Origin of the sequence: Aequorivita sp. CIP111184, assembly GCF_900489465.1 — a bacterium.
Lineage (GTDB): Bacteria > Bacteroidota > Bacteroidia > Flavobacteriales > Flavobacteriaceae > Aequorivita.
In genome coordinates this window covers 33,984-54,946 of record NZ_UEFQ01000028.1, presented here as the reverse complement: position 1 = coordinate 54,946, position 20,963 = coordinate 33,984, and the positions used below count along the sequence as shown (strand labels likewise).

The following is a 20,963-nucleotide window of genomic DNA, read 5'->3' as shown; positions in this document are numbered from 1 at the left end:
TTTAAAGAGCCCCTATATTAATGAATGATGAATTGATTCCACTTGCTTTCTCGTAGCATCCATTTCAATATTTTCAATAACTATATCTGCTAGCTTTTTCTTTTTGGAATCGCTCCACTGATTGTTCATCCGTTGTTCAATTTCACCCTGCGTAGCTTTGTCGCGCATTTTTATTCTTTCAATGCGTAAATCCTTTGGAGCAGTAACTAAAATAACTACATCAAAATCTTTGTAACTGCCGTTTTCAAAAAGAATTGCAGCTTCCTTTAATACGTAATTCGTTTTTTGTTTCAGGACCCATTTCTTAAAATGAGCTGCAACTTTAGGATGGATTATTGCATTAACCGCATTTAGAAGAGCTTCATCCGTAAAAATTTTTTCGGCAACATATTTCCGATTTAAAGTACCGTTTAAATAAGTTTCATCGCCTAAAAGTTTAGTTAGCTTACGGCGAATGACCGTTGAAGAGTTTGTTAATTTTTTGGCTTCAATATCTGCAATATACACAGGCACTCCCAATTCCGAAAATAATTTTGCGACAGTTGTTTTTCCGCTTCCAATTCCACCTGTTAAACCAACTATTTTCATCTTTTAAAATTTTTATTTGTAGAAATGAAATTTATTTAAATACGAAAAAATCAATCTTCTTGGGCTCGAACATTACATTGATAATATTTTGAGGTTTCTTTTCGAGAAAAGGCAACATGAAATTTTCATTTTCATTCCTTTTGGAATAGTCACAAACTACTCTAAAATTTTCTTTTGTGATTTTTGCAAAATCATTTACAGAAACATCAAAAGAAATTGTTATTACTTGTGGAACCAATTTTATTTCCACATCTGGGGGTAAGTTAATAACCTCAACTGGAAGCGTAAATTTTCCTTGGGAAAATTCTGCTACTTCCAATTTTACTCCCACTTTGTTCGGTTTAACCAAAACTACTTCCTTGCTTGGCTTTGAAATTTTAATTGTTTCCGAAATATTTTTTTCCACATCTTTAAGTGAAATTAAATCTGTTGCAATGGTTTTAATGTTTTTTAAACTTCCGGAAGGACCAGATATAGTAATCGAATCAGGAAAAACGATTATGCTATCTACTGCCTTAAAACCATTTTTAAAAGATATATCTGTCATTGCGACAACCCGTACTTTCTTTAAAACAATTGGATCTAAACGAACTTCCAATTGTTCAACCGAAAGATTTTTGATGGCCAAATTTCTATTAAAATTAGAGGCAACTAGACGTAACAAATCATTTTTGGAGATTGTAAAACCTTTCTTTTCATTCGTGTAATATTTGCTAACCTGAACTTCAATAGTTGGTTTCTTAAATTTATAGAATAAAATTTCGAAGCCGTTTGCTGTAAGGTCAAATGTAATATCATTAATATTATTTCCAGCCAATGCAGCAGTTTCGGGAATATTTTCATAATTAATCCTTGCCTGCATTGTAGAGGTAAATTCCCTACTGAATTTAGTTAAAACCCAAAAAATTGTAGCCAGAACCAAAAAAAACAAAAAGCGTTTTACTTTTGAGTTTTTATTATTTTTAAAAAATCCCTTCGTCATAATAGTTTAATTGACAGTCACTAAAATTACTTAAAAAATAAAGAGGGAAATTGTTTCTGCGGATCTTTCTTTAGAAGGTTTATTAAAATACTTGATTTCAGAAAAGCAATTCCATATCCAAAAAATTGAACAAAAACGGCAGCTATGGATAGTAACCCAATATAGATACTTTTATTCTTTATGGAAGAATCAATCCATATCACCATTAAGTATAGAAGAATTGGAACTATAAAAAAGAAGGATATTAGAAGGGAAAACAACACAGAAAATAGTGTAAAAAAAACGAATACCGTCGGAAACCAAAACGTAACTTTACTAGCCGTAGGATGCCATCGGTTCAAAATAGGCCTAACAAGTCCAAATTTTTTGACCTGTGTATAGAATTTTTGCCAAGAAATGCGTCTTTTATGATAAACGAACGCATTGGGTAAAAATGTAGTTTTATAATCTGCTCTTAAAATGCGTTGTGAAAGGTCGGGGTCCTCCCCTGGATGTATTTTTGCAAAACCACCCGTATTTTCAAACGCTTCCTGTGAAATACCCATATTAAAACTTCTTGGCTCAAAACGGTTAACGCTTGCTTTACTTCCTCTAATTCCCCCAGTAGTATAAAAAGAAGTCATTACATAATTTATTGCTTTTTGCAAAGGTGTAAAACTGCTGTGGGCTGCATCTGCACCACCAAAGCAATGATAAAAATGTTTACTTAGAAATGAATCTACCGTAATTAGATAATGGGGAGGCAACAAACAATCAGAATCGAGAATTATGAAGTAATTACCCTTTGCTTGCTTCATTCCAAAATTTCGTGAATCTCCAGGGCCGGTATTTTTTTTAAAATAATACGAAATAGAAAGGTTTTTGGAGAATTCCTCAACCACTTCTTCCGAAGTTTCTGTTGAGCCATCTTCTACCAAAACTATTTCAAAATCTTCCTGAAAATTTAAATTTATAAAACTCTCCAAAAGTTCCCTTACTTCCTGAGGACGGTTGAATACTGGAATTATAAAGGAATAATTTCGCTTCATTGCGCAAAGTTAGTCAAATAAAAAAAGCCACCCACTTTCGTGTGTAGCTTTTCATATAATTTATTGATGTAATAAATTCATTATAAAAAAACCACCCGTCAATGACGGGTGGTTGGGTATTATAAATTAATGTTTCTAAAAAGATTAGTCCTTCATTACCTTGTAAGTGCCGGTCTGTCCATTTATGGTAACCTTCATTAGGTAAGAACCGGTGCTAAGTGCGGAAACATCCATCTGAGATGTGGTGGCATCAACGCGGCTGTCAATAACCATCTGGCCTAAAAGGTTGTAAATGGATACACGCTCGATGTTGTCAACACTGCTCAGGTTAAGAACGCCAGTAGTTGGGTTCGGGTAATAGCTGAAACCAGCTATACTATTCTCCGAAGTATCTAGGTTCGTTCCGTCAATCATGATATCGGTAACCGCACCACTGTTAAGTACGAATACATAGTATGCTTGACCGGCAAGGGTAAAGATCGATGCTGAAGTTCCTGGTAGACACTGGTTGGTCTGTTGTGGAACAAGGGTAAGGTCGGTCTCAACCGCATTCTCGTTAGGAGCGGTATAGAACGTTACTGAGCTAGCTCCGCCAGGAGTAACGATCATCGCATTTGCAGTACCGTTTCCGGCCGATACAAAGTTGTACCAAACACCGTTGGCGCCAGTAAGATCACAATTCACAGGACTACCGTTCTCGGTAGTAGCAGCAGGCATAGCTACTGCTGGGTCTGTATAAGGGAAGCCTATTTCATCAACATCGATAGAGTTAACAATCCTATCGTTCGGTGGAGGTGTTGGTGTACAAGTCACATCAAGTGTGAAATTACCCGTTGCACCGCCAAAGCTGTGAATCAAAATGTAAAACTTGGTATTCCCATCGCTCGCAAAAGAGATTTCACTCTGAAGTCCACAGGCGTCATCGTTACCATCAACGCAAACAAGTGCTGTACAGCTGCCGCTGTAAACAGATATTTTAGAATCGAAGTCAGTACCGTTACACAATGACAGAGTAATGTCACCAGGAAGTCCGCTGTTATCATCAAGAGTATACCAAACACCTGGTGAAGTGATAGGAGTACCACAAGTAGGTGCGGTATCTATGGTAGAACCAACAGTTGTTCCAGTAACGGAGTCACCACAGTTTACTGCAATAGCTCCTTCACATCCATCATTCGGTAATGGTTCGGTACAAGTAACATCAAGACTGAAATTACCAGAATTACTTCCAAAACCTTCAACCATTATATAATAAGTAGAGATACCATCAGACTGGAAGGTAACCTCGCTCTGAAGACCACAGAAATCATCGTTGAAAGCAAGTTCGTTTAGAAGGTCGCAATCGTCAAATACACGAAGAACTGAATCATAGTCGGTTGCAGCACAAAGTGATATAGTAACCAACTGTGGAGATCCCGTTCCTGTAAACTTATAAAACACGTCTGGAGCAGCATTTCCGCCTGAATCCGTAGCAGTCAAAGTCTCTCCAACTACACTGTCACCACAAGCAACTGCGATAGCACCTGAGCAGTCGTCATAGGTCACAACAGGACCACCACAGCTAGCTGTACCAACACCAGTAATCGTGGTTGTAAATGCACCAAAATCTCCAGCAGAAAATCCAGTAGTGATAAAATAATACTCAGTCCCTGCAGTAAGATTCACATCCAATATCTGAGATGTTCCAATACCTGCAGGACCATCATCATCTCCCGCTATATAATTTGTAGTTTGATCTAGTGGGTCAAAACAAGTCTCATATAAAAAGATATAGCCATCCCAAGCACCGCTATCCTGATCACTATCAATGGTATAAAGACCAGTAACATCCACTGTAAATGGACCATAAACGTCATAAGATACAGGACCCAAACCTGAACAGCATGTTCCATCAGCAAAAGGTCTGTCCCAAACATTTGGACTACTAGCATCATCTGGAGTAACATCACTCAAGTTGCAGTCGCTAACTATAGGACACCCGCCACCAGAAGCATCACAGCTATAGGTTCTAAAAGTATAATCGAAACCTGGGAAAGAATTATAACCAGCATTGGCAAAAACATTTCCACCTGGATAAGGGTCAGAAGTATCACCCGCAACGCAAGGCAACAATGGATCCCCATCAATAACTATATAGTAAGTATTTCCAACGGTAACATTCACAACAGGATCCCAAAAAACATCGGTCCATACTGTACCGTCTGTTTGACTTGTTCCACTCGCAAGCATAGTACCTCCTGCATTTGGAAGACCATCCCATAATGATAAATCTACATCGAGTCCAGTAGAGGCAACATCAAACATTATACCAGCTCCAGCCGCAATTGGCTCAATTGGAATATAAGACTGGGCTAAATCAGTTTGTGTAATATTAGCCATACAAGTATCTGTAGAATCTTGGTTTACTTCTAGTATTGGGCTTCCGCAAGCACCGCCGCCGCCGCCAATTGGGTCACCATACATTTGGAAAGGCATACCTTGAGGTGTTCCAGATCCAGCATCAATTGCAGGGCCCCAAACACCAGCTAAATTTTGCATAGCATTTCCTGTTGTAGCATTTCCAGTAATCACAATTGGTGGCGCCCAAGGACCAGAAGCCCCTGAACCAGCAAATGTATACTCAATCCAATAGGTGCCAGCAGTAAGAGATAATCCAGTAGTATTAGCAGTAACTATCTGAATTTCTCGTGTTGTACCTCCGGGAACGCTTTCTAATTGTCTAAATGCTGTGCTTGAAGCTACGTTAGACATAATATTTGTTGTAAGGTCGCCCCAAATAACAGAAGCTCCACCACCACTAGGGTCACCATCCCATACCTGCATATAAAGTGCATTTACTGAAGGAGGTACCGAACCTGTCTGATAAGCATAAACGTCTACAGAATTGATGTCATAGTCAGCTGTAAGTATTACATCATCAGCAATACTATTTGAATTAATAAATTGACATCCAAAACCAAAAAGTGACATTCCCAAGGAAGTATCCTGCAACATACTTACAGGAGGCGGTCCAGCAATATTGTAATGAGGCCCATTGTCATAAACCAATGCAGCAACTGCATTATTAGCAGGATAACCATAGTTTCCAGTTAAAGGAATACGAAGGTTTGGATTGAATGTAGTTGAACTCATTCCTTCAACAACTTCTCCCATTGGCGCAGCATTATTTCTAAAGTAGGCAACCGGCGCTATAGCAGTAGGTTGATACTGAACGTTCGTGTTCCTTGCGCGAGAATTGCTATCACCTAAATCTGTAGCAGACGAACCTTTTTGAGGTTGCTGAACAGCTTGTGATTTATTCTGCTGTGTCTTAACAGTGACGGGGCTACTTACTCCCATCGACTTTGCATCAGTCTGGCTATAACCTATAGCACATAACATCAGCAAAATTAGCATAGTAATTTTTTTCATAATTAAATAATTTAGTTAGTATTTGGTTTAAAGAATTAAAACTATTCCAAAAAAACCGAATATCAAAGCTTTTATCAATAAGAATTTCAACACATTAGGGATACTCTATTAAATTAACAACTAGTAAGATTTTCAGGAAAAAAAACAATATCTATTTTTTTTTAAATATGATCAATTAAATTTTATTTAGAATAATCTCTCGCTACCCATAATTCAATTTAAAAAATCATATAGTTACTATAAATTTTAATAAACCATAAAAAAAGCCACCCGCTTTTGGCGGGTGGCTGGGTATTATTAAAAAGGTTTTTAGGAATTAGTCCTTCACCAACTTATAAGTACCTACCTGTCCATTAACGGTAACCTTCATCAAATAGGTGCCTGTACTAAGTGCAGAAACATCCATTTGAGATGTGGTGGCATCAACGCGGCTGTCAATAACCATCTGACCTAAAAGGTTGTAGATGGATACGCGCTCGATGTTGTCAACACTGCTCAAGTTAAGAACCTCAGTGGTTGGATTCGGGTAATAACTGAAACCAGCTATACTGTTGTCCGAAGTACTTAAGTTCGTTCCGTCAATCATGATGTCGGTAACCGCACCACTGTTAAGCACGAATACATAGTACGCTTGACCGGCAAGGGTAAAGATCGATGCTGAAGTTCCTGGTAGACACTGGTTGGTCTGTTGTGGAACAAGGGTAAGGTCGGTCTCAACCGCATTCTCGTTAGGAGCGGTATAGAACGTTACTGAGCTAGCTCCGCCAGGAGTAACGATCATCGCATTTGCAGTACCGTTTCCGGCAGATACAAAGTTGTACCAAACACCGTTGGCGCCAGTAAGATCACAATTCACAGGATTGCCGCCTTCAAGAGTTGCAGCAGGCATATGTACTGCAGGGTCAGTATAAGGGAACCCTATCTCATCAACGTCAATTGAATTCACTATCAAATCGTTCGGTGGAGGTGATAGCGCACAAGTAACATCTGCTTCCCATCCTGTACGTGGCACAGAAGAGTCACTTCTAAATACGAAAGTAAGCGCTCCGCTTGGATCCGAAGAAACAAATGGTCCAGGTATGGTGGTTCCGTAATAACCTCCTGCAGGGAATCCACTATTTGTAGCTGGATTACCACTAGAAATAATTGGGAAACTAGCATCCGGACCGTCATATACATAAAGTGCATCCCAAGATGATTCTACATCAAAAGCGGTAAAGGTAACTGTAACCTGTTCGCCCGCATTAGCTGGATTAATCGTGGTTGTAACGTTTTCATCGTTTTGATAGTCTCCGCCTGGTCCGCCAGTATCATAAAATTTACCTCCACAAGCTGGTGGGGTAGCAAATGTTATTGGTCCAGCATATTGACTTAGTCCATCTGTATTACAATCTGCAACCACATAAAAGTCATAATTGAAGCCACCGCCTAAACCTGAAGCTGTTGCAGTAGTTACACCCGCTGCTGTAGTTCCAGTTGCAACTGGGGTATCAGTTGTTGGGTTTGCTCCTTGATCAAAAACATACCAGATATATCCACTGCTTGCATTTGGTTCTGCATCCCAAGAAAGATCTGCAGAAGTTGCACCAATGTTTGTAACCATTAAGTTTGTTGGTTCTGGACATGCTGGAGGAGGTAAAGTTTCTCCTATTGAAGCCCAAGCAACTTGAGTAGTTGCGGCAGGAGTTACAATTGGACCTATTAAACTAGTTGTTCCAGTTGAAAGATCTACAGATCGCCATTCAGCAGCAAATGAACCACCGTTGAAAGCTGACATGTAAACCATATCTGTCGTTGGATCATAACACATACCTTGACCAAAATTAGCGTCAAAACCAATATTGCCAATAAGTGTTGCTGTACCAGTGGCAAGATCTATTGAATATAGATTGTCCGTCACTATCTCATAGGTATATCCTACACCAGCACCATCAATGGCCAATGCAATTGGAAGATCAGCTGGATTAATACCAGTAGCACCTACCAATGTGGCAGTAACTGCCACTGGATCTATGGTATAAAGGTCTGCGCCCGCAATAGCATAAAGTATTCCACTGCTACGATCAAATTCCATACCTACCCAGTCACCAGGAATACTTCCTAATGAAGTATAAAAACCTGTGGTAACATCAAAAGAATAAAAATTACCGCCATTATCTAATGCATAACCAGTAGTTGGATTTGCAGGATCAATTGCACCGGCATTTTCAAAAAGAGCAGGATCTGTAATAGGTGAAGTTCCAAAAACCTCAGTTGTTCCTGGAGTTGTTACTCCAAAACCTATAAGGTCTTGATTTGCATTGTTAATACCATATACAGTAGTAAGCGGTCCAGGACCACCACCCCCCATTGGGTCACATTGACCACTAAAAGTATAAACAACTTCCTGTATAGGATCGTCTATAGCCCAAGTGCCTATGGTAGAATCAAATTTAGCATATGGCTCACCTTCTACAGGAATGTCATTTGTGTATTCCCAGAAAACAGTTGCTTGATTAGTAGCCGTTCCCATACTTATCTCTACCCAATATGTTTTGTCAACAGACGCATCACCGGCAAAAGTAAATGGAGTAACTGCCAAACTGGTCAAAAATTGAAAAGCCGCAGGGTTTGCCCAAGGGCCTGAACTCAAAATGGTCGGAACCACAGTTTCACTGCCTATAATAGCGCCTGGTAATCCACCAGCATTTTCGTAATATACGATGTTTGCTGTTGTTGGAGGATCTAGTGGTGCGAATGTTAGAAAAGGAACCTCAATAGTATCCAATGTGAAATCCTCACCAGCTACCACTACAAGATCTGCAGCAGTTTTAAATGTTGAATCAACAGAAGATCCAGATGCACCTGCAGCAGCAGCTCCAAATGGATGATCCTGAGAACATGCTACTCCACCGCCACTCATCGGCTCGCAGTTACCGCTAAAGTCGTAAACCACTTCTTGTGTTGGATCGTCTATAGCCCAAGTGCCTATAGTAGAATCAAATTTAGCATATGGCTCACCTTCTACAGGAATGTCATTTGTGTATTCCCAAAAAACAGTTGCTTGATTAGTAGCCGTTCCCATACTTATCTCTACCCAATATGTTTTGTCAACAGACGCATCACCGGTAAAAGTAAATGGAGTAACTGCCAAACTGGTCAAAAACTGAAAAGCCGCAGGGTTTGCCCAAGGGCCTGAACTCAAAATGGTCGGAACCACAGTTTCACTGCCTATAATAGCGCCTGGTAATCCACCAGCATTTTCGTAATATACGATGTTTGCTGTTGTTGGAGGATCAAGTGGTGCGAATGTTAGAAAAGGAACTTCAATAGTATCCAATGTAAAATCCTCACCTGCTGCTACTACAAGATCTGCAGCAGTTTTAAATGTTGAATCAACAGAAGATCCAGATGCACCTGCAGCAACTGCTCCAAATGGATGGCTTTGCGAACAAACAGTTCCACCACCACCACCTGAAACCGCGGTTATCTCTGCATCCCATCCACCGTAATCAACAACAGTTGAAGAATGGAAGAAAAACGTAAGACTGCCTGAGGTACCTGTAAAAGTGGATGAACCATTAGAACCTATCATATCGGCAAGGGTTATATCTCCACTATTTGCACCAGTAGAACTATTATCATACAAAACAGTTCCCGATGTATCTGCACCATCATAAATTCTTAAGTAATCGAAAGTTGCAAAGACACTAAAAAATTGAAAATCAACTTCCGTAGCACCATCAAGGGTGGTAACAGTGTCGCAACCACAGTTTGGGTAGTTACCTGGCGTACCGCCTGTACTGCTCCCTCCTGGTCCTCCTGGATCGAAGAAGTTATCTCCAACTGCTGGAGTAAATGTTTCTATAGCACCTGCAGTAGGAATAATATCAGAAAGTATCGTTCTGCTGCGAGTTACAGTAATGTTCTCAATATCTGTATTAGCGCTTCTTTGTGCAGCAGCTAAAATTTCAGCTTCATCTTCTGCAGTAACAGCAACAGGAGCTATAAATAATGGCTGTGTTTGTTGGTATATGGCAGCTCTATTTTCCGCAGAAACTACTATTCCTTTTGCTTCTGCAGAATTATCCTTAACATCGGAAGCTACAAATAAAGGAGTGTATGGGTTTTTGAAAGCTGCGCGCTGTGAATCTGAAACAACAAGTTCTTTAGCTACGGCAGAGTTATTTGTACTAACGCCCTTAATAGTATGTGCAGCATTAGCAGATTTCTGGTTACTGAAATATGAAAGCAACATTTGCTGCTCCTCTATGGTAAAATATTCAGAAACAGCACCCGGCTTGCTTCCCACGTTTTGATACCTTACCAGCAATTCCTGAACGGAAGCTGCAGGTTTTTTCTGATTCTCTACAGTCGTCCTCGTATCGGATCGCGAAGTAGAAGGTTGAGTAACTTGAGCATTCATCGTTAGCGCGAGCAAACCGACGAAACACCCAATAATAGTACTTCTTCTCATAATTTGATAAATTTTAGTTAATAATCCCCTAAAAGTATTTAAAAAAACGTTAACACCAAACATTATCAACAACTACTTCGCGAATTTCAAAAAAAAATCCTGTCCAAAAAATGGACAGGATTTAAAGAGTTTCAATATACCCGGAAATTTAGTTCCCGTCCACAAAGTCTTTCATAACTGCATCGCTCACTCCCATATTAGAAAAACCTCCATCATTATATAAATTTTGTAGTGTTACACGCTTAGTCAAATCACTAAACATTGCAATGGTATAATTTGCACAATCCAATGCGGTAGCGTTTCCTAACGGTGACATTTTATCTGCGTAACTAATAAAGCCATCAAAGCCCTTAACACCTTGTCCAGCTGTAGTTGGCGTTGGCGATTGTGAAATAGTATTCACCCGAACCTTTTTATCTCTTCCAAAGAAATATCCAAAACTACGCGCAATGCTTTCCAAATATGCCTTGTTGTCCGCCATATCGTTATAATCTGGGAAAACGCGCTGAGAAGCCATATACGTTAGTGCTATGATACTCCCCCACTCGTTCATGGCATCTTTTTGATAAAGAACTTGCATCGTTTTGTGAAAAGAGCCCGCAGAAATATCCCAACCTTTATGTGTAAAATCATAATTCTGGTTGGTGTAGTGATTTCCCTTGCGAACATTTACGGACATACCTATAGAGTGCAGTACAAAATCCAGTTTTCCTCCCAAAATCTCAGTTGCTTTTGCAACTAAGTTTTCAAGATCTTCAACACTAGTTGCATCGGCAGGAACAACTTCAGAATTGGTCTTTTCTGCCAGTTCTTTTATTTGTCCCATTCTTAAAGCAATAGGCGCATTGGTCAGTACAAATTTCCCGCCTTCTTCGTGAATGCGCTCTGCGGTTTTCCAGGCAATGGAATTTGCATCCAATGCCCCAAAAATGATTCCCCGTTTTCCTTTCAGTAAATTATATGACATGTTTTAGTTTTTTTTCGTTGAATAGTTTTTTTTATGTCTTAAATATAAGAAGTAAAGATACATTTTAATTCAATAATTCTTTTGCATTTGCTATTGCTGCTTCGGAAACATTTTTGCCTCCCAGCATTTGCGCTATTTCAACAATGCGCTCATCTTTGTTTAAAATTTTTAAGTGGGTCGCCGTAACGTTGTTTTTATCTTCTTTGTAAACTTTTATGTGATGGTCGCCTTTAGCAGCAATTTGCGGTAAATGGGTAATGCTCAACAGCTGCATTTTTTTGCTCATTCTATACATAATATCAGCCATTTTGTTTGCAACTTCACCTGAAACCCCTGTGTCTATTTCATCAAAAACAATGGTTGGCAGTTTTTTATATTCAGCCAAAACAGCTTTTATAGCGAGCATTATCCGACTCATTTCACCCCCAGAAGCAACTTTTTTTAATGGCCCAAAAGCCAATCCTTTGTTTGCCGTGAACAATAATTGCAGCGCATCGGTTCCATTGGTTTTAAAATCTTCGGAAGCGATAAGCTCAAACTGAAATCTTGCATTGGGCAAACCTAAAGGAAAGAGTGTCTCCTCAAGCTTCTTTTTAAGAACCGGAATTGCTTCTTCTCTTTTATTGTGAAGCTGCGCGGCTGTTTTCAACGCTGTTTCCCGCACGATACTTTTTTGTTTTTCCAGATTTTCAATTTGGCCGTCCAGACCTAAAGTGGTATTCACTTTATCTTCAAGCCGCTCCTCTATTTCAATTAATTCTAAAACAGAAGAAACAGTGTGTTTCTGCTGCAGCTTGTACAGTGTTTGTAATTTTTCATTTACCTGAAAAAGCATTTCAGGATCGGCCTCAATTTTTTCTGCGGAATTATTAACTTCAATTGCAATATCTTCCAATTCAATAATAACACTATTTAAACGCTGCCAAAAATCTTCAACTGTTTTTGAAAATTCTTTAATGCGCCCCAAGACAGTTCGGGCTTCCTTTGCAGTTTCTAAAGCGCCCAGCTTTTCTTCTTCCAAAAGTTGATTAACATTTGCAAGTGCTTCTTGAATTACCTCGGCATTGTCAAGTGTTTCAAAGGTTTCTTCAAGTTCTTGTTGGTTCAGTTTTTTTAAATTTGCCTGCTGAAGTTCGTTATAAAGAAAAGTGTTATAATCCAATTCTTTCGAGGCACTTTCCTTTTGAAGTTTTAAAGCGGAGAGTTCTTCTGAAATTTTTTTTAATTCCTCAAACTGTATTTTATATGATTTCAGAAGTGAGCTATTGCCCGCTAACGCATCAATCACTTCCATTTGAAAACTTTCCGAAACCACTTCAAGAGTTTCGTGCTGACTGTGAACATCAATTAAGTAAGGCGCCAGTGCTTGAAGCTGTGACAAAGCAACGGGCGTATCATTCACAAAAGCTCGGGATTTGCCCCCTGGTAGAATTTCACGACGTATGATTGTTTGTGGTTCATAATCCAAATCGTTCTCTTCAAAAAGGTTTTGAAGCCCATAATTATTAATGGAGAAATGCCCTTCAACAACGCATTTTTTGGAAGCGTCTTTTACACTACTTAAATCTGCCCTTTTTCCCAGTAAAAGTGCCAATGCCCCAAGAATTATTGACTTTCCTGCACCAGTTTCGCCAGTAATAATTGTTAAACCTTCATTAAACTCCACACGAATATCTTCAATAAGCGCATAGTTTTTTATGGCAAGTGTTGTTATCACTAAATTGGGTTTTGGAACTTAAAATTAATGAAAAGATGTTATATTAAAGCCATTAGGTTTAAACGAAAAGCAATAATTAAAAAGACCGTGATTTCTTTTTAAGTTTTAAAACTTTATCTCAGCCCAGTTGCTTTGCTTAGTAGGTGCCATTCTGTTAAGGTTTTCAACTAACTTGGTGATATCTACTTGAGGTCCTCCACTGAAAATAGCTTGTATTTCATCACTTTTTGCATCAAAAAAGGTGCGAACTAAAAAGGAGTTTGGACGCCTGTCATTAATGCCTTTCAATTTGTTGATTGCTTCGGCAATTTTCTGTTTTGCATCTTTTGGGTTTGTAGACATAACATCTAAGCCTTGGCGGTGGTATTGGTACATCGCTTCATGAAATTCTTTATAAACTGTAGAAAGCAACGCATCGTTATAACGAAACCTAGACTGTGTTCCATCGTTTGCTTTCCATCCAGTAAATGGACTTGAAGCCGCTGTATTAGTTATTTGTTTTGCAATTTCAAAATATTGCTCGCCTCCATTTGGCGTGTAAGTATCTGCATCCAAACCTAAAACTGTATATACGTGAAATGCAATTACAGAAACAAGGTTTGAACCAAAACTATTCATATTGAAATTTAACGGTTCATATTCCTTATACGTAAAGTTTACCTGCTTATCGTAATAATTGTAAACAGGGCTGTCATAAGTAGAGTCAAAAACAGGTCTTGACGATTGAATTTGCAATGTGGCGTTAAAAGTATCTCCATCATATTGGCTTATCACCAAAGTCATATTACAATCTATTCGTTCTTGGTTTTTGTATTCCTTATCGGTCCATTTTGTGTTGTTTACAAATTCCAATAATTGGGTTTCGAGGGTTCGAAATATTTGTAAATTAGGCTGTCCGGTTTGTTCAGCGTCAATGTTTACCGTACAGTTAAGTTCTTGGGCCTCTGCTGAAAACACAGCAATAGTACATAATAAGAAAAGTAAAATTTTACGCATTTGTATGTTCTATAATATATTCTAAAATATCTTTTGCTACTTCTTTTTTAGATTTAACAGTAAAAGGAAGCACTTTATTGTCTTTGGTTATCAAAGTAATTTTGTTGGTGTCGGTTTTAAAACCTGCGCCTTTGTCGCGAAGCGAATTTAACACAATTAAATCTAAATTCTTTTTTTTGAGTTTCAATTTTGCGTTTTCTTTCTCGTTTTCCGTTTCCAGCGCAAAGCCTACCAAAAATTGTTTTTTCTTTATTTCGCCGAGTGAAGCAAGAATATCCTTGGTTTTTGTAAGTTGAAGTGTCAACGCTTGGTCTTTCTTTTTAATTTTTTCCGAAGCCACTTCAGAAGGACGATAATCAGCTACCGCAGCGCTTAAAATAGCAATGTCAGTGTGATCGAAATATTCGTGCGCAGCTTCATACATTTCTGCGGCTGAAGTAACGTGGATTATTTTAACGAAATCGTTCTCAAGTTTTAAAGCAGTCGGGCCTGATATTAAAATAACCTCAGCGCCTAACATAGCTGCGGCTTCCGCAATGGCAAAACCCATTTTCCCGCTGGAATGGTTTCCAATGAAACGAACGGGGTCAATTGCTTCGTATGTTGGACCAGCAGTAATCAAAAATTTCTTACCGCGAAGGGGAAGTTTTTTCAGAATATCATTTTCTAAAAAAGAGACTATTTCATCTGGCTCAGCCATTCTGCCCTGTCCTATCAAACCGCTGGCGAGTTCGCCAAAAGCAGCTGGAATTTGGATATTTCCAAAGCTGTTCAGTTTCTCAAAAGTCGCCGCCGTTGTTGGATGTTTATACATATCTAAATCCATTGCTGGCGCATAATAAACTGGGCATTTAGCAGAGAGGTAGCAAGCTAGCAAAAGATTGTCAGACGTGCCATTGGCCATTTTTGAAAGCGTGTTTGCAGTGGCGGGAGCCACTAAAAATAAGTCTGCCCAAAGAGACAACTCAACATGGTTGTTCCATTGGGCATTCTCGTTTTCTTCGTTTGTGAAAGAAGAAAATACTTCGTTTTTGGAAAGGGTGGAAAGCGTAAGCGGTGTAACGAATTCCTTCGCAGAAGGCGTCATTACAACTTTTACATTAGCTCCCTTTTTCACTAAAAGCCTAACCAAAAAAGCTGCTTTGTACGCGGCAATCCCGCCGGTAACGCCAAGCAAGATATTTTTCCCGTTCAAAACAGACATGTTTCAGTTTTAAGTTGTGAGTAATCAATTAGGGGTATTCCCAAAATATTCCCTTTAAAGGGTTTTAAGAAGCCAATTATTCAACTACTTCGTCTACAGTATTTCTGTAGTAAATCTTATTTTCCAACCACTCTTGTACTGCTAGTGCATGTGGCTTAGGCAGTTTTTCGTAGAATTTTGAAACCTCTATTTGTTCTTTGTTTTCAAAAATTTCTTCCAAACTATCGTTGTAAGTAGCAAACTCATCAAGCTTTTCAAGTAATTCTTTTTTGATGTCGCCGTTTATTTGAGAGGCTCTTTTTGAAATAATAGAAATAGCCTCATAAATATTGTTTGTTGGCGCATCGATCAAGTTCTTGTCAAGCGTAACGGTATTGATGGGTGCATCTGAATTTTTAATATCCATAGTAAAATAAATTAAATAGTGGGTTCTGTTTCAATTGGAACAACTCTGCTTTCTATATCCTGATAAAGCTCTAAAGCTTCAGGTGCCAAGTCTGTATCCTTGTAATATTTTATAAAATTATTGTAATATCCTTTTGCAGTAATAAGACGTTCCTGAACTAAAACAGGCACACTGTTTATTGCAAGTTTATATGCTGCTAAAAACCTTCCGTAAAAGGCATCTTTTCTAAAAGATGACCCAGGATGGTCAGTAATAAAATTATCAAAAGCGCCAATAGCAGCTTTATAATCCTCTACTCTTAAATACTGCTTTGCAGTTTCATAATCTTTCTTTTCTAATTTATTTCTAAGCTCGGCAACAAGGGCATTCGCCTCCATTCTTTTATCAGAATTGGGATATTGGTTGATGAATTCCTGTAACTTTTCAAGCCCCTTATCAGTATCTTTTTGATCTAAAGAATATCTTGGAGAAAGTTGATAAAAACTTTTAGCTCCTTTAAAGGCAGCCACTTCGGCACTATCACTTTGAGGATACGCCTGCGTAAAACGCTCAAACTGATACCCAGAAAGATAATAATCTTCTAAATTGTAATAAGTGTTTGCGTAGATAAACATTAGTTTCTCACCTTGAGGCTTCCCTCTGTAGGCAGGAACCAACTGCTCCATCAATTTAAGACCTTTTTTGTATTTTCCTATTCTGTAAAGAGAATCAGCAAAAACATATTTTTTGCTCATATCGTCTTTCCGAAGCACCTTTTGGTATTGGCTACAAGACGAAAGAAAAATAGTAAGACAGAGAATGATAAAAATGGGTAATCGCATGGGCTTAAAAAACATCGTGCAAAAATAGGGAATTAAACATGATTGAACAAACTTATTATTTGGCTAAAATATTGCGCTGAAGGCTATTATTTGCAAGCCTTTTGAAATATTTAACTACAAAACAAAAAGAATTATTTTAGAAATTTTTAGAGAAAGCTTCAATTTTGTCTCTCAAACCATCGCTAACTCCCACCAAAGGAAGCCTTACCGTGTCACCACAAATTTCCAAAGATTTAAAAACCGCCTTTATTCCAGCGGGATTTCCTTCAGCAAAAATATAGTCGATTGCTGGCGCTATTTTATAATGGATTTTATAGGCTTCATCTACTTTTTTATCCAAACCGAGTTTCACCATTCTTGAAAATTCCTTCGGAAAACCTTCGCCAATTACCGAGATTACTCCTGCTCCACCGGCTAGTACCATTGGCAATGTTATCATATCATCCCCAGAAATTACAAGAAAATCTTTCGGACAGCCAGAAATCAGTCGCATTGCTTGTACAATATCGCCCGCCGCTTCTTTGATGGCAACAATTTTTTCAAAATCATGCGCCAACCGAATTACAGTTTCCGGAAGCATGTTTGAAGCTGTTCTTCCTGGAACATTATACAATATTACCGGAAGCGGAGCAGATTCAGCAATGGCTGCAAAATGCTGATAAATACCTTCCTGTGTTGGTTTGTTGTAATATGGAGAAACCGAAAGAATAGCCGTGAAAGCTGAAAGGTCACGAGTTTTCATTTCAGCGATCACTTCCTGTGTATTGTTACCGCCAATACCCAAAACCAAGGGTATACGCCCGCTGTTTGCAGAAACAATTGTGTCAATCACAATTTGCTTTTCCTCTTTTGACAGCGTTGCGCTTTCGGCAGTTGTTCCCAACACAACTAAATAGTCGATTCCGTTTTCAATATTGAAATTCACAACTTTTTTTAATCCATCCACATCTACGGAAAAATCGCTTTTAAAAGGAGTGATCAATGCTACGCCGATTCCTATTAATTCTTTCATATTTAATCTATTTTTTTAAAGATTTGCAAATATTTTTTTACTTCACTTTTAAAAAGTTCTGGCTTTTGAATATCAACGGTCAACAACAAATCATAAAGTCGTTCGTCTGCTCCATTAAAACCTATTTTGAATTTTGCTCTGCTCTGGGCAACCATTGCGCTCAGGTAATCGTGTTTGCCATTATAAAGACCAATTAGCACATCAAAAGGAAAATCTAGAAATTCCTGTGCATTTTGGTTTTGTATTTCGCCGCGCCATGTGAATTCTTTATTGGTTATCTGATTTTGCCGAAGCGATGGAATTTTTCGTCGTGTTTCAACAAAAGTGAACAATTTTACATCTTTTCGCTGCAAACCAAGTTCTTTTCCAAATTCATAAAACAATTCAAAATTGTCAAAAAAAGCTTCGTCAACCAAAAACCCTAAATACTTCAAAGGGGCGTTGCGCTGCGAAATATCGCGTTGCATTAAACTTTTATCTGTATGTTTTTTTAAAGAATGGTGTTTTATTTTTTTCAACATGGAGAGCCAAACTTTTGAGTTGCAAAAATAGTTTTTTTCAAGCCTTTTCTTCTTTCAATTAAGAAATCATTTGTAAAAAATCGTCTTCGGAAATGATTGCCACACCCAGACTTTCTGCCTTAGTTTTCTTGCTCGGGCCCATATTATCGCCCGCAACCACATAATTTGTTTTTGCAGATATAGAACTGGAAATTTTTCCACCGTTGTCCTCAATCAGTTTTTTTAGTTCATCGCGGGAAACTTTTGTGAAAACACCAGAAACAACGAATGTATTTCCATTTAAAGTATTTGTCTGGTTGGCGAGTTTTTCTGCAGAAATCTCCAATTGAACCCCATAATTTTTTAAGCGTTCAATGATTGCACTACTTTCTTCGGAAGCGAAAAAGGAAACTACGCTTTGGGCAATACGCTCGCCTATTTCATCAACGGTTATTAATTCTTCTTCGGAAGCATGTTTTAAGGCATCAATTGTTTTATAATGCTTAGCCAGTTTTTTTGCAACGGTTTCACCCACATAACGAATTCCCAAACCGAAAAGCACTCTTTCGAAAGGAATCTCCTTTGATGCTTCAATTCCTTTTATCATATTCTCGGCACTTTTTTGCGCCATCCGCTCTAAAGGAATTATCTGCTCTTCCTTCAATAAGTACAAGTCAGCATAATTATTAATTAAACCGTTGTTCACCAAAAGCGCAACGGTTTCTCCGCCCAATCCTTCAATATCCATTGCTTTCCGGGAAATGAAATGTTGGATGCGCCCAATAATCTGTGGCGGACATCCTTCCGCATTTGGACAGTAATGCTGCGCTTCGCCTTCATTCCGGACCAATGGTGTTCCACATTCGGGGCATTCAGTTATGTATTTTGTAGAATTTGAACTTGGATCACGCTGCGTAAAATCGACCCCAATTATCTTCGGAATTATTTCACCTCCTTTTTCCACAAAAACAGTATCGCCTTCGCGGATATCGAGCTTTTCTATTTGGTCTGCGTTGTGCAATGAAGCGCGTTTTACAATAGTCCCAGCCAATTCAACAGGTACCAAATTTGCAACAGGTGTGATCGCGCCGGTTCTTCCCACTTGATAGGTAATTTGGTTTAAAACCGTAGAAACTTGTTCAGCTTTAAACTTATAGGCCATTGCCCAGCGCGGTGATTTTGCAGTATAACCGAGTTCTTCCTGTTGTTGTAAATTGTTCACCTTTACCACCACTCCATCGGTTTCGTATGGAAGTTTGTGGCGGTGTACATCCCAATAATTTACAAATTCCAAAACCTCATCCAAGTTTTTCGCAAGCCTAGCTGCTTCGGGAACTTTAAAACCCCATTGTCTTGCTTTTTCAAGACTTTCAAATTGTGTTTTTATTGGAAGCCGCTCCCCCTTCAAACTGTATAAAAGACAATCTAACGGACGCTTAGCTACTTCAGAACTATCCTGCAATTTTAAACTGCCGGAAGCGGTATTACGTGGATTTCGATAAGGTTCTTCGCCCAATTCAACTCTTTCGGTGTTCATCTTTGCGAAACCTTCAAAAGGCAAAACTATCTCACCGCGAATATCAAAAAGTGATGGAAAATCTCCCTTCAAATGCAAAGGAATTGAACGGATGGTTTTTACGTTTGCAGTAACGTCATCGCCTTGAAAACCGTCGCCACGAGTTACTGCTTTTTTCAGCTTACCGTTTTCATAAGTCAAACTGATTGAAGCACCGTCGTATTTAAGTTCGCACGTAAATTCTACTTTGCCGTCTACCATTTTTTCGATTCGCTTTTCCCAGTCTTCGAGGTCTTCTTTTGAATAAGAATTATCCAAGGAATACATTCTATAAGTATGCGGAATGGTTTCAAAATTCTTGGTTATTTCACCACCTACGCGAAGCGTGGGCGAATTGGCATCGTAAAATTCGGGATGCGCTTTTTCCAAGTCTTGAAGTTGCTTTAATTTTTGGTCAAATTCAAAGTCGGAAATGGTTGGGGTATCTAATACGTAATAGTTATAATTATGCTCGCGGAGTTCGTTGCGAAGGCTTTTAATTTGCTGTTCAATATTCATAGAACAAATATAAAATTTTAAACCTCACAGCTTTTTAAAAACTATGAGGTTTATTAATGAAATTTTCAACAAAACTTAAAAATCAATCATCCAAAAAAATATTGCGAACTAAGGCAGCACAAAGTCCTCCTGCAATAGGAGCTACAATGAAAAGCCAAAGCTGTTGCAAAGCCATTCCGCCTGCAAAAAGCGCTGGACCCAAACTACGGGCTGGATTAACGGATGTTCCCGTAATCGGGATAACAACCATATGAATTAATGCCAAGGAAATACCTATGGCAAGACCTGCCATCATTGGCGATGTGTGTTTGGAAGCGGTTGCCCCAAAGATTACCATCAAAAAGAGAAAGGTGAATGCAAACTCTGCTATCAGTGCCGATTTCATATCATACTCACCGAGATAACCAGGCCCCCATCCATTAGCTCCCAAGCCCCATTCGGGCATTGAGAAACCTGCACTTCCCGTAGCCAAAACATAGAGTAAGCCTGACGCAGCAATGGCTCCAATACATTGCGAAATAATATAGCCAACTGTATCTTTGGCCGAGAGTTTACCCGCTGCCAACATAGCTATTGAGATTGCTGGATTAATGTGGCATCCTGAAATTGGACCAATGGTGTAGACCATAACCAACACGGCAAAACCAAAAGCAAGAGAAATACCCAAAAGACCAATTCCTGCAGGTCCTGAATGAGTTACGCTAGCAATAGTTGCAGCTCCACAGCCAAATAAAACTAATGCAAAGGTGCCGAGTGCTTCGGCAAAATACTTTTTTGAAGAATTCATTTTCAGTTATTTAA

15 protein-coding genes are annotated in these 20,963 nt (G+C 38.8%); all 15 read right to left on the bottom strand.

Annotated elements, in window-relative coordinates; all coding sequences use genetic code 11:
- Positions 1-12 precede the first annotated feature (12 nt).
- The 15 genes from coaE to AEQU1_RS13045 all read right to left on the bottom strand — a co-directional run bounded on the left by coaE (position 13) and on the right by AEQU1_RS13045 (position 20,949).
- Entirely contained in the window at positions 13-588 is a 576-nt protein-coding gene (coaE, locus tag AEQU1_RS13115; protein ID WP_111881827.1) for a dephospho-CoA kinase, read from the bottom strand.
- A 31-nt stretch (positions 589-619) separates the two neighbouring features.
- Entirely contained in the window at positions 620-1,570 is a 951-nt protein-coding gene (locus AEQU1_RS13110; RefSeq protein WP_111881826.1) for a CdaR family protein, read from the bottom strand.
- 26 nt (positions 1,571-1,596) lie between these two features.
- On the bottom strand, positions 1,597-2,598 hold the full coding sequence (locus AEQU1_RS13105) for a glycosyltransferase family 2 protein (RefSeq protein WP_111881825.1): 1,002 nt from the start codon (positions 2,596-2,598) through the stop codon (positions 1,597-1,599).
- 144 nt (positions 2,599-2,742) lie between these two features.
- The gene (locus AEQU1_RS13100) at positions 2,743-6,009 is read right to left on the bottom strand and encodes a T9SS type A sorting domain-containing protein (protein WP_111881823.1); all 3,267 of its coding nucleotides are present in this window, start codon (positions 6,007-6,009) and stop codon (positions 2,743-2,745) included.
- A gap of 316 nt (positions 6,010-6,325) precedes the next feature.
- Positions 6,326-10,465, bottom strand: a complete 4,140-nt coding sequence (locus tag AEQU1_RS13095; RefSeq protein ID WP_181566775.1) for a T9SS type A sorting domain-containing protein — start codon at positions 10,463-10,465, stop codon at positions 6,326-6,328.
- A 148-nt stretch (positions 10,466-10,613) separates the two neighbouring features.
- Entirely contained in the window at positions 10,614-11,432 is an 819-nt protein-coding gene (locus AEQU1_RS13090; protein ID WP_111881820.1) for an enoyl-ACP reductase, read from the bottom strand.
- A 64-nt stretch (positions 11,433-11,496) separates the two neighbouring features.
- Complete coding sequence (gene recN, locus AEQU1_RS13085) at positions 11,497-13,149, bottom strand: DNA repair protein RecN (RefSeq protein WP_111881818.1); 1,653 nt, start codon at positions 13,147-13,149, stop codon at positions 11,497-11,499.
- 105 nt (positions 13,150-13,254) lie between these two features.
- A complete protein-coding gene (locus tag AEQU1_RS13080; protein WP_111881817.1) occupies positions 13,255-14,145 on the bottom strand; it encodes a DUF4835 family protein in 891 nt (296 codons plus the stop codon).
- The gene (gene coaBC / locus AEQU1_RS13075) at positions 14,138-15,349 is read right to left on the bottom strand and encodes a bifunctional phosphopantothenoylcysteine decarboxylase/phosphopantothenate--cysteine ligase CoaBC (protein WP_111881816.1); all 1,212 of its coding nucleotides are present in this window, start codon (positions 15,347-15,349) and stop codon (positions 14,138-14,140) included. The genes AEQU1_RS13080 and coaBC overlap by 8 nt, the downstream gene beginning before the upstream one ends.
- A gap of 76 nt (positions 15,350-15,425) precedes the next feature.
- The gene (locus AEQU1_RS13070) at positions 15,426-15,755 is read right to left on the bottom strand and encodes a DNA-directed RNA polymerase subunit omega (RefSeq protein ID WP_111881814.1); all 330 of its coding nucleotides are present in this window, start codon (positions 15,753-15,755) and stop codon (positions 15,426-15,428) included.
- 11 nt (positions 15,756-15,766) lie between these two features.
- Complete coding sequence (locus AEQU1_RS13065; RefSeq protein ID WP_111882056.1) at positions 15,767-16,576, bottom strand: outer membrane protein assembly factor BamD; 810 nt, start codon at positions 16,574-16,576, stop codon at positions 15,767-15,769.
- A 136-nt stretch (positions 16,577-16,712) separates the two neighbouring features.
- Positions 16,713-17,588 carry a 4-hydroxy-tetrahydrodipicolinate synthase gene (gene dapA / locus AEQU1_RS13060; RefSeq protein ID WP_111881812.1) on the bottom strand — a complete coding sequence of 292 codons (876 nt, stop codon included), beginning with the start codon at positions 17,586-17,588 and terminating at the stop codon, positions 16,713-16,715.
- Positions 17,589-17,590: 2 nt separating this feature from the next.
- Entirely contained in the window at positions 17,591-18,109 is a 519-nt protein-coding gene (locus AEQU1_RS13055) for a DUF6913 domain-containing protein (protein ID WP_111881810.1), read from the bottom strand.
- A 58-nt stretch (positions 18,110-18,167) separates the two neighbouring features.
- Positions 18,168-20,162, bottom strand: a complete 1,995-nt coding sequence (gene ligA / locus AEQU1_RS13050; RefSeq protein WP_111881809.1) for an NAD-dependent DNA ligase LigA — start codon at positions 20,160-20,162, stop codon at positions 18,168-18,170.
- 82 nt (positions 20,163-20,244) lie between these two features.
- Entirely contained in the window at positions 20,245-20,949 is a 705-nt protein-coding gene (locus AEQU1_RS13045) for an MIP family channel protein (protein WP_111881807.1), read from the bottom strand.
- Positions 20,950-20,963: the final 14 nt, after the last annotated feature.

Coding starts and splice junctions, on each gene's coding strand:
- AEQU1_RS13080 (WP_111881817.1), bottom strand. CDS start 14,145: ATGCGTAAAATTTTACTTTTCTTATTATGTACTATTGCTGTGTTTTCA.
- AEQU1_RS13105 (WP_111881825.1), bottom strand. CDS start 2,598: ATGAAGCGAAATTATTCCTTTATAATTCCAGTATTCAACCGTCCTCAG.
- AEQU1_RS13055 (WP_111881810.1), bottom strand. CDS start 18,109: ATGTTGAAAAAAATAAAACACCATTCTTTAAAAAAACATACAGATAAA.
- coaBC (WP_111881816.1), bottom strand. CDS start 15,349: ATGTCTGTTTTGAACGGGAAAAATATCTTGCTTGGCGTTACCGGCGGG.
- AEQU1_RS13090 (WP_111881820.1), bottom strand. CDS start 11,432: ATGTCATATAATTTACTGAAAGGAAAACGGGGAATCATTTTTGGGGCA.
- ligA (WP_111881809.1), bottom strand. CDS start 20,162: ATGAATATTGAACAGCAAATTAAAAGCCTTCGCAACGAACTCCGCGAG.
- AEQU1_RS13045 (WP_111881807.1), bottom strand. CDS start 20,949: ATGAATTCTTCAAAAAAGTATTTTGCCGAAGCACTCGGCACCTTTGCA.
- AEQU1_RS13070 (WP_111881814.1), bottom strand. CDS start 15,755: ATGGATATTAAAAATTCAGATGCACCCATCAATACCGTTACGCTTGAC.
- coaE (WP_111881827.1), bottom strand. CDS start 588: ATGAAAATAGTTGGTTTAACAGGTGGAATTGGAAGCGGAAAAACAACT.
- AEQU1_RS13065 (WP_111882056.1), bottom strand. CDS start 16,576: ATGCGATTACCCATTTTTATCATTCTCTGTCTTACTATTTTTCTTTCG.
- AEQU1_RS13110 (WP_111881826.1), bottom strand. CDS start 1,570: ATGACGAAGGGATTTTTTAAAAATAATAAAAACTCAAAAGTAAAACGC.
- AEQU1_RS13100 (WP_111881823.1), bottom strand. CDS start 6,009: ATGAAAAAAATTACTATGCTAATTTTGCTGATGTTATGTGCTATAGGT.
- dapA (WP_111881812.1), bottom strand. CDS start 17,588: ATGAAAGAATTAATAGGAATCGGCGTAGCATTGATCACTCCTTTTAAA.
- AEQU1_RS13095 (WP_181566775.1), bottom strand. CDS start 10,465: ATGAGAAGAAGTACTATTATTGGGTGTTTCGTCGGTTTGCTCGCGCTA.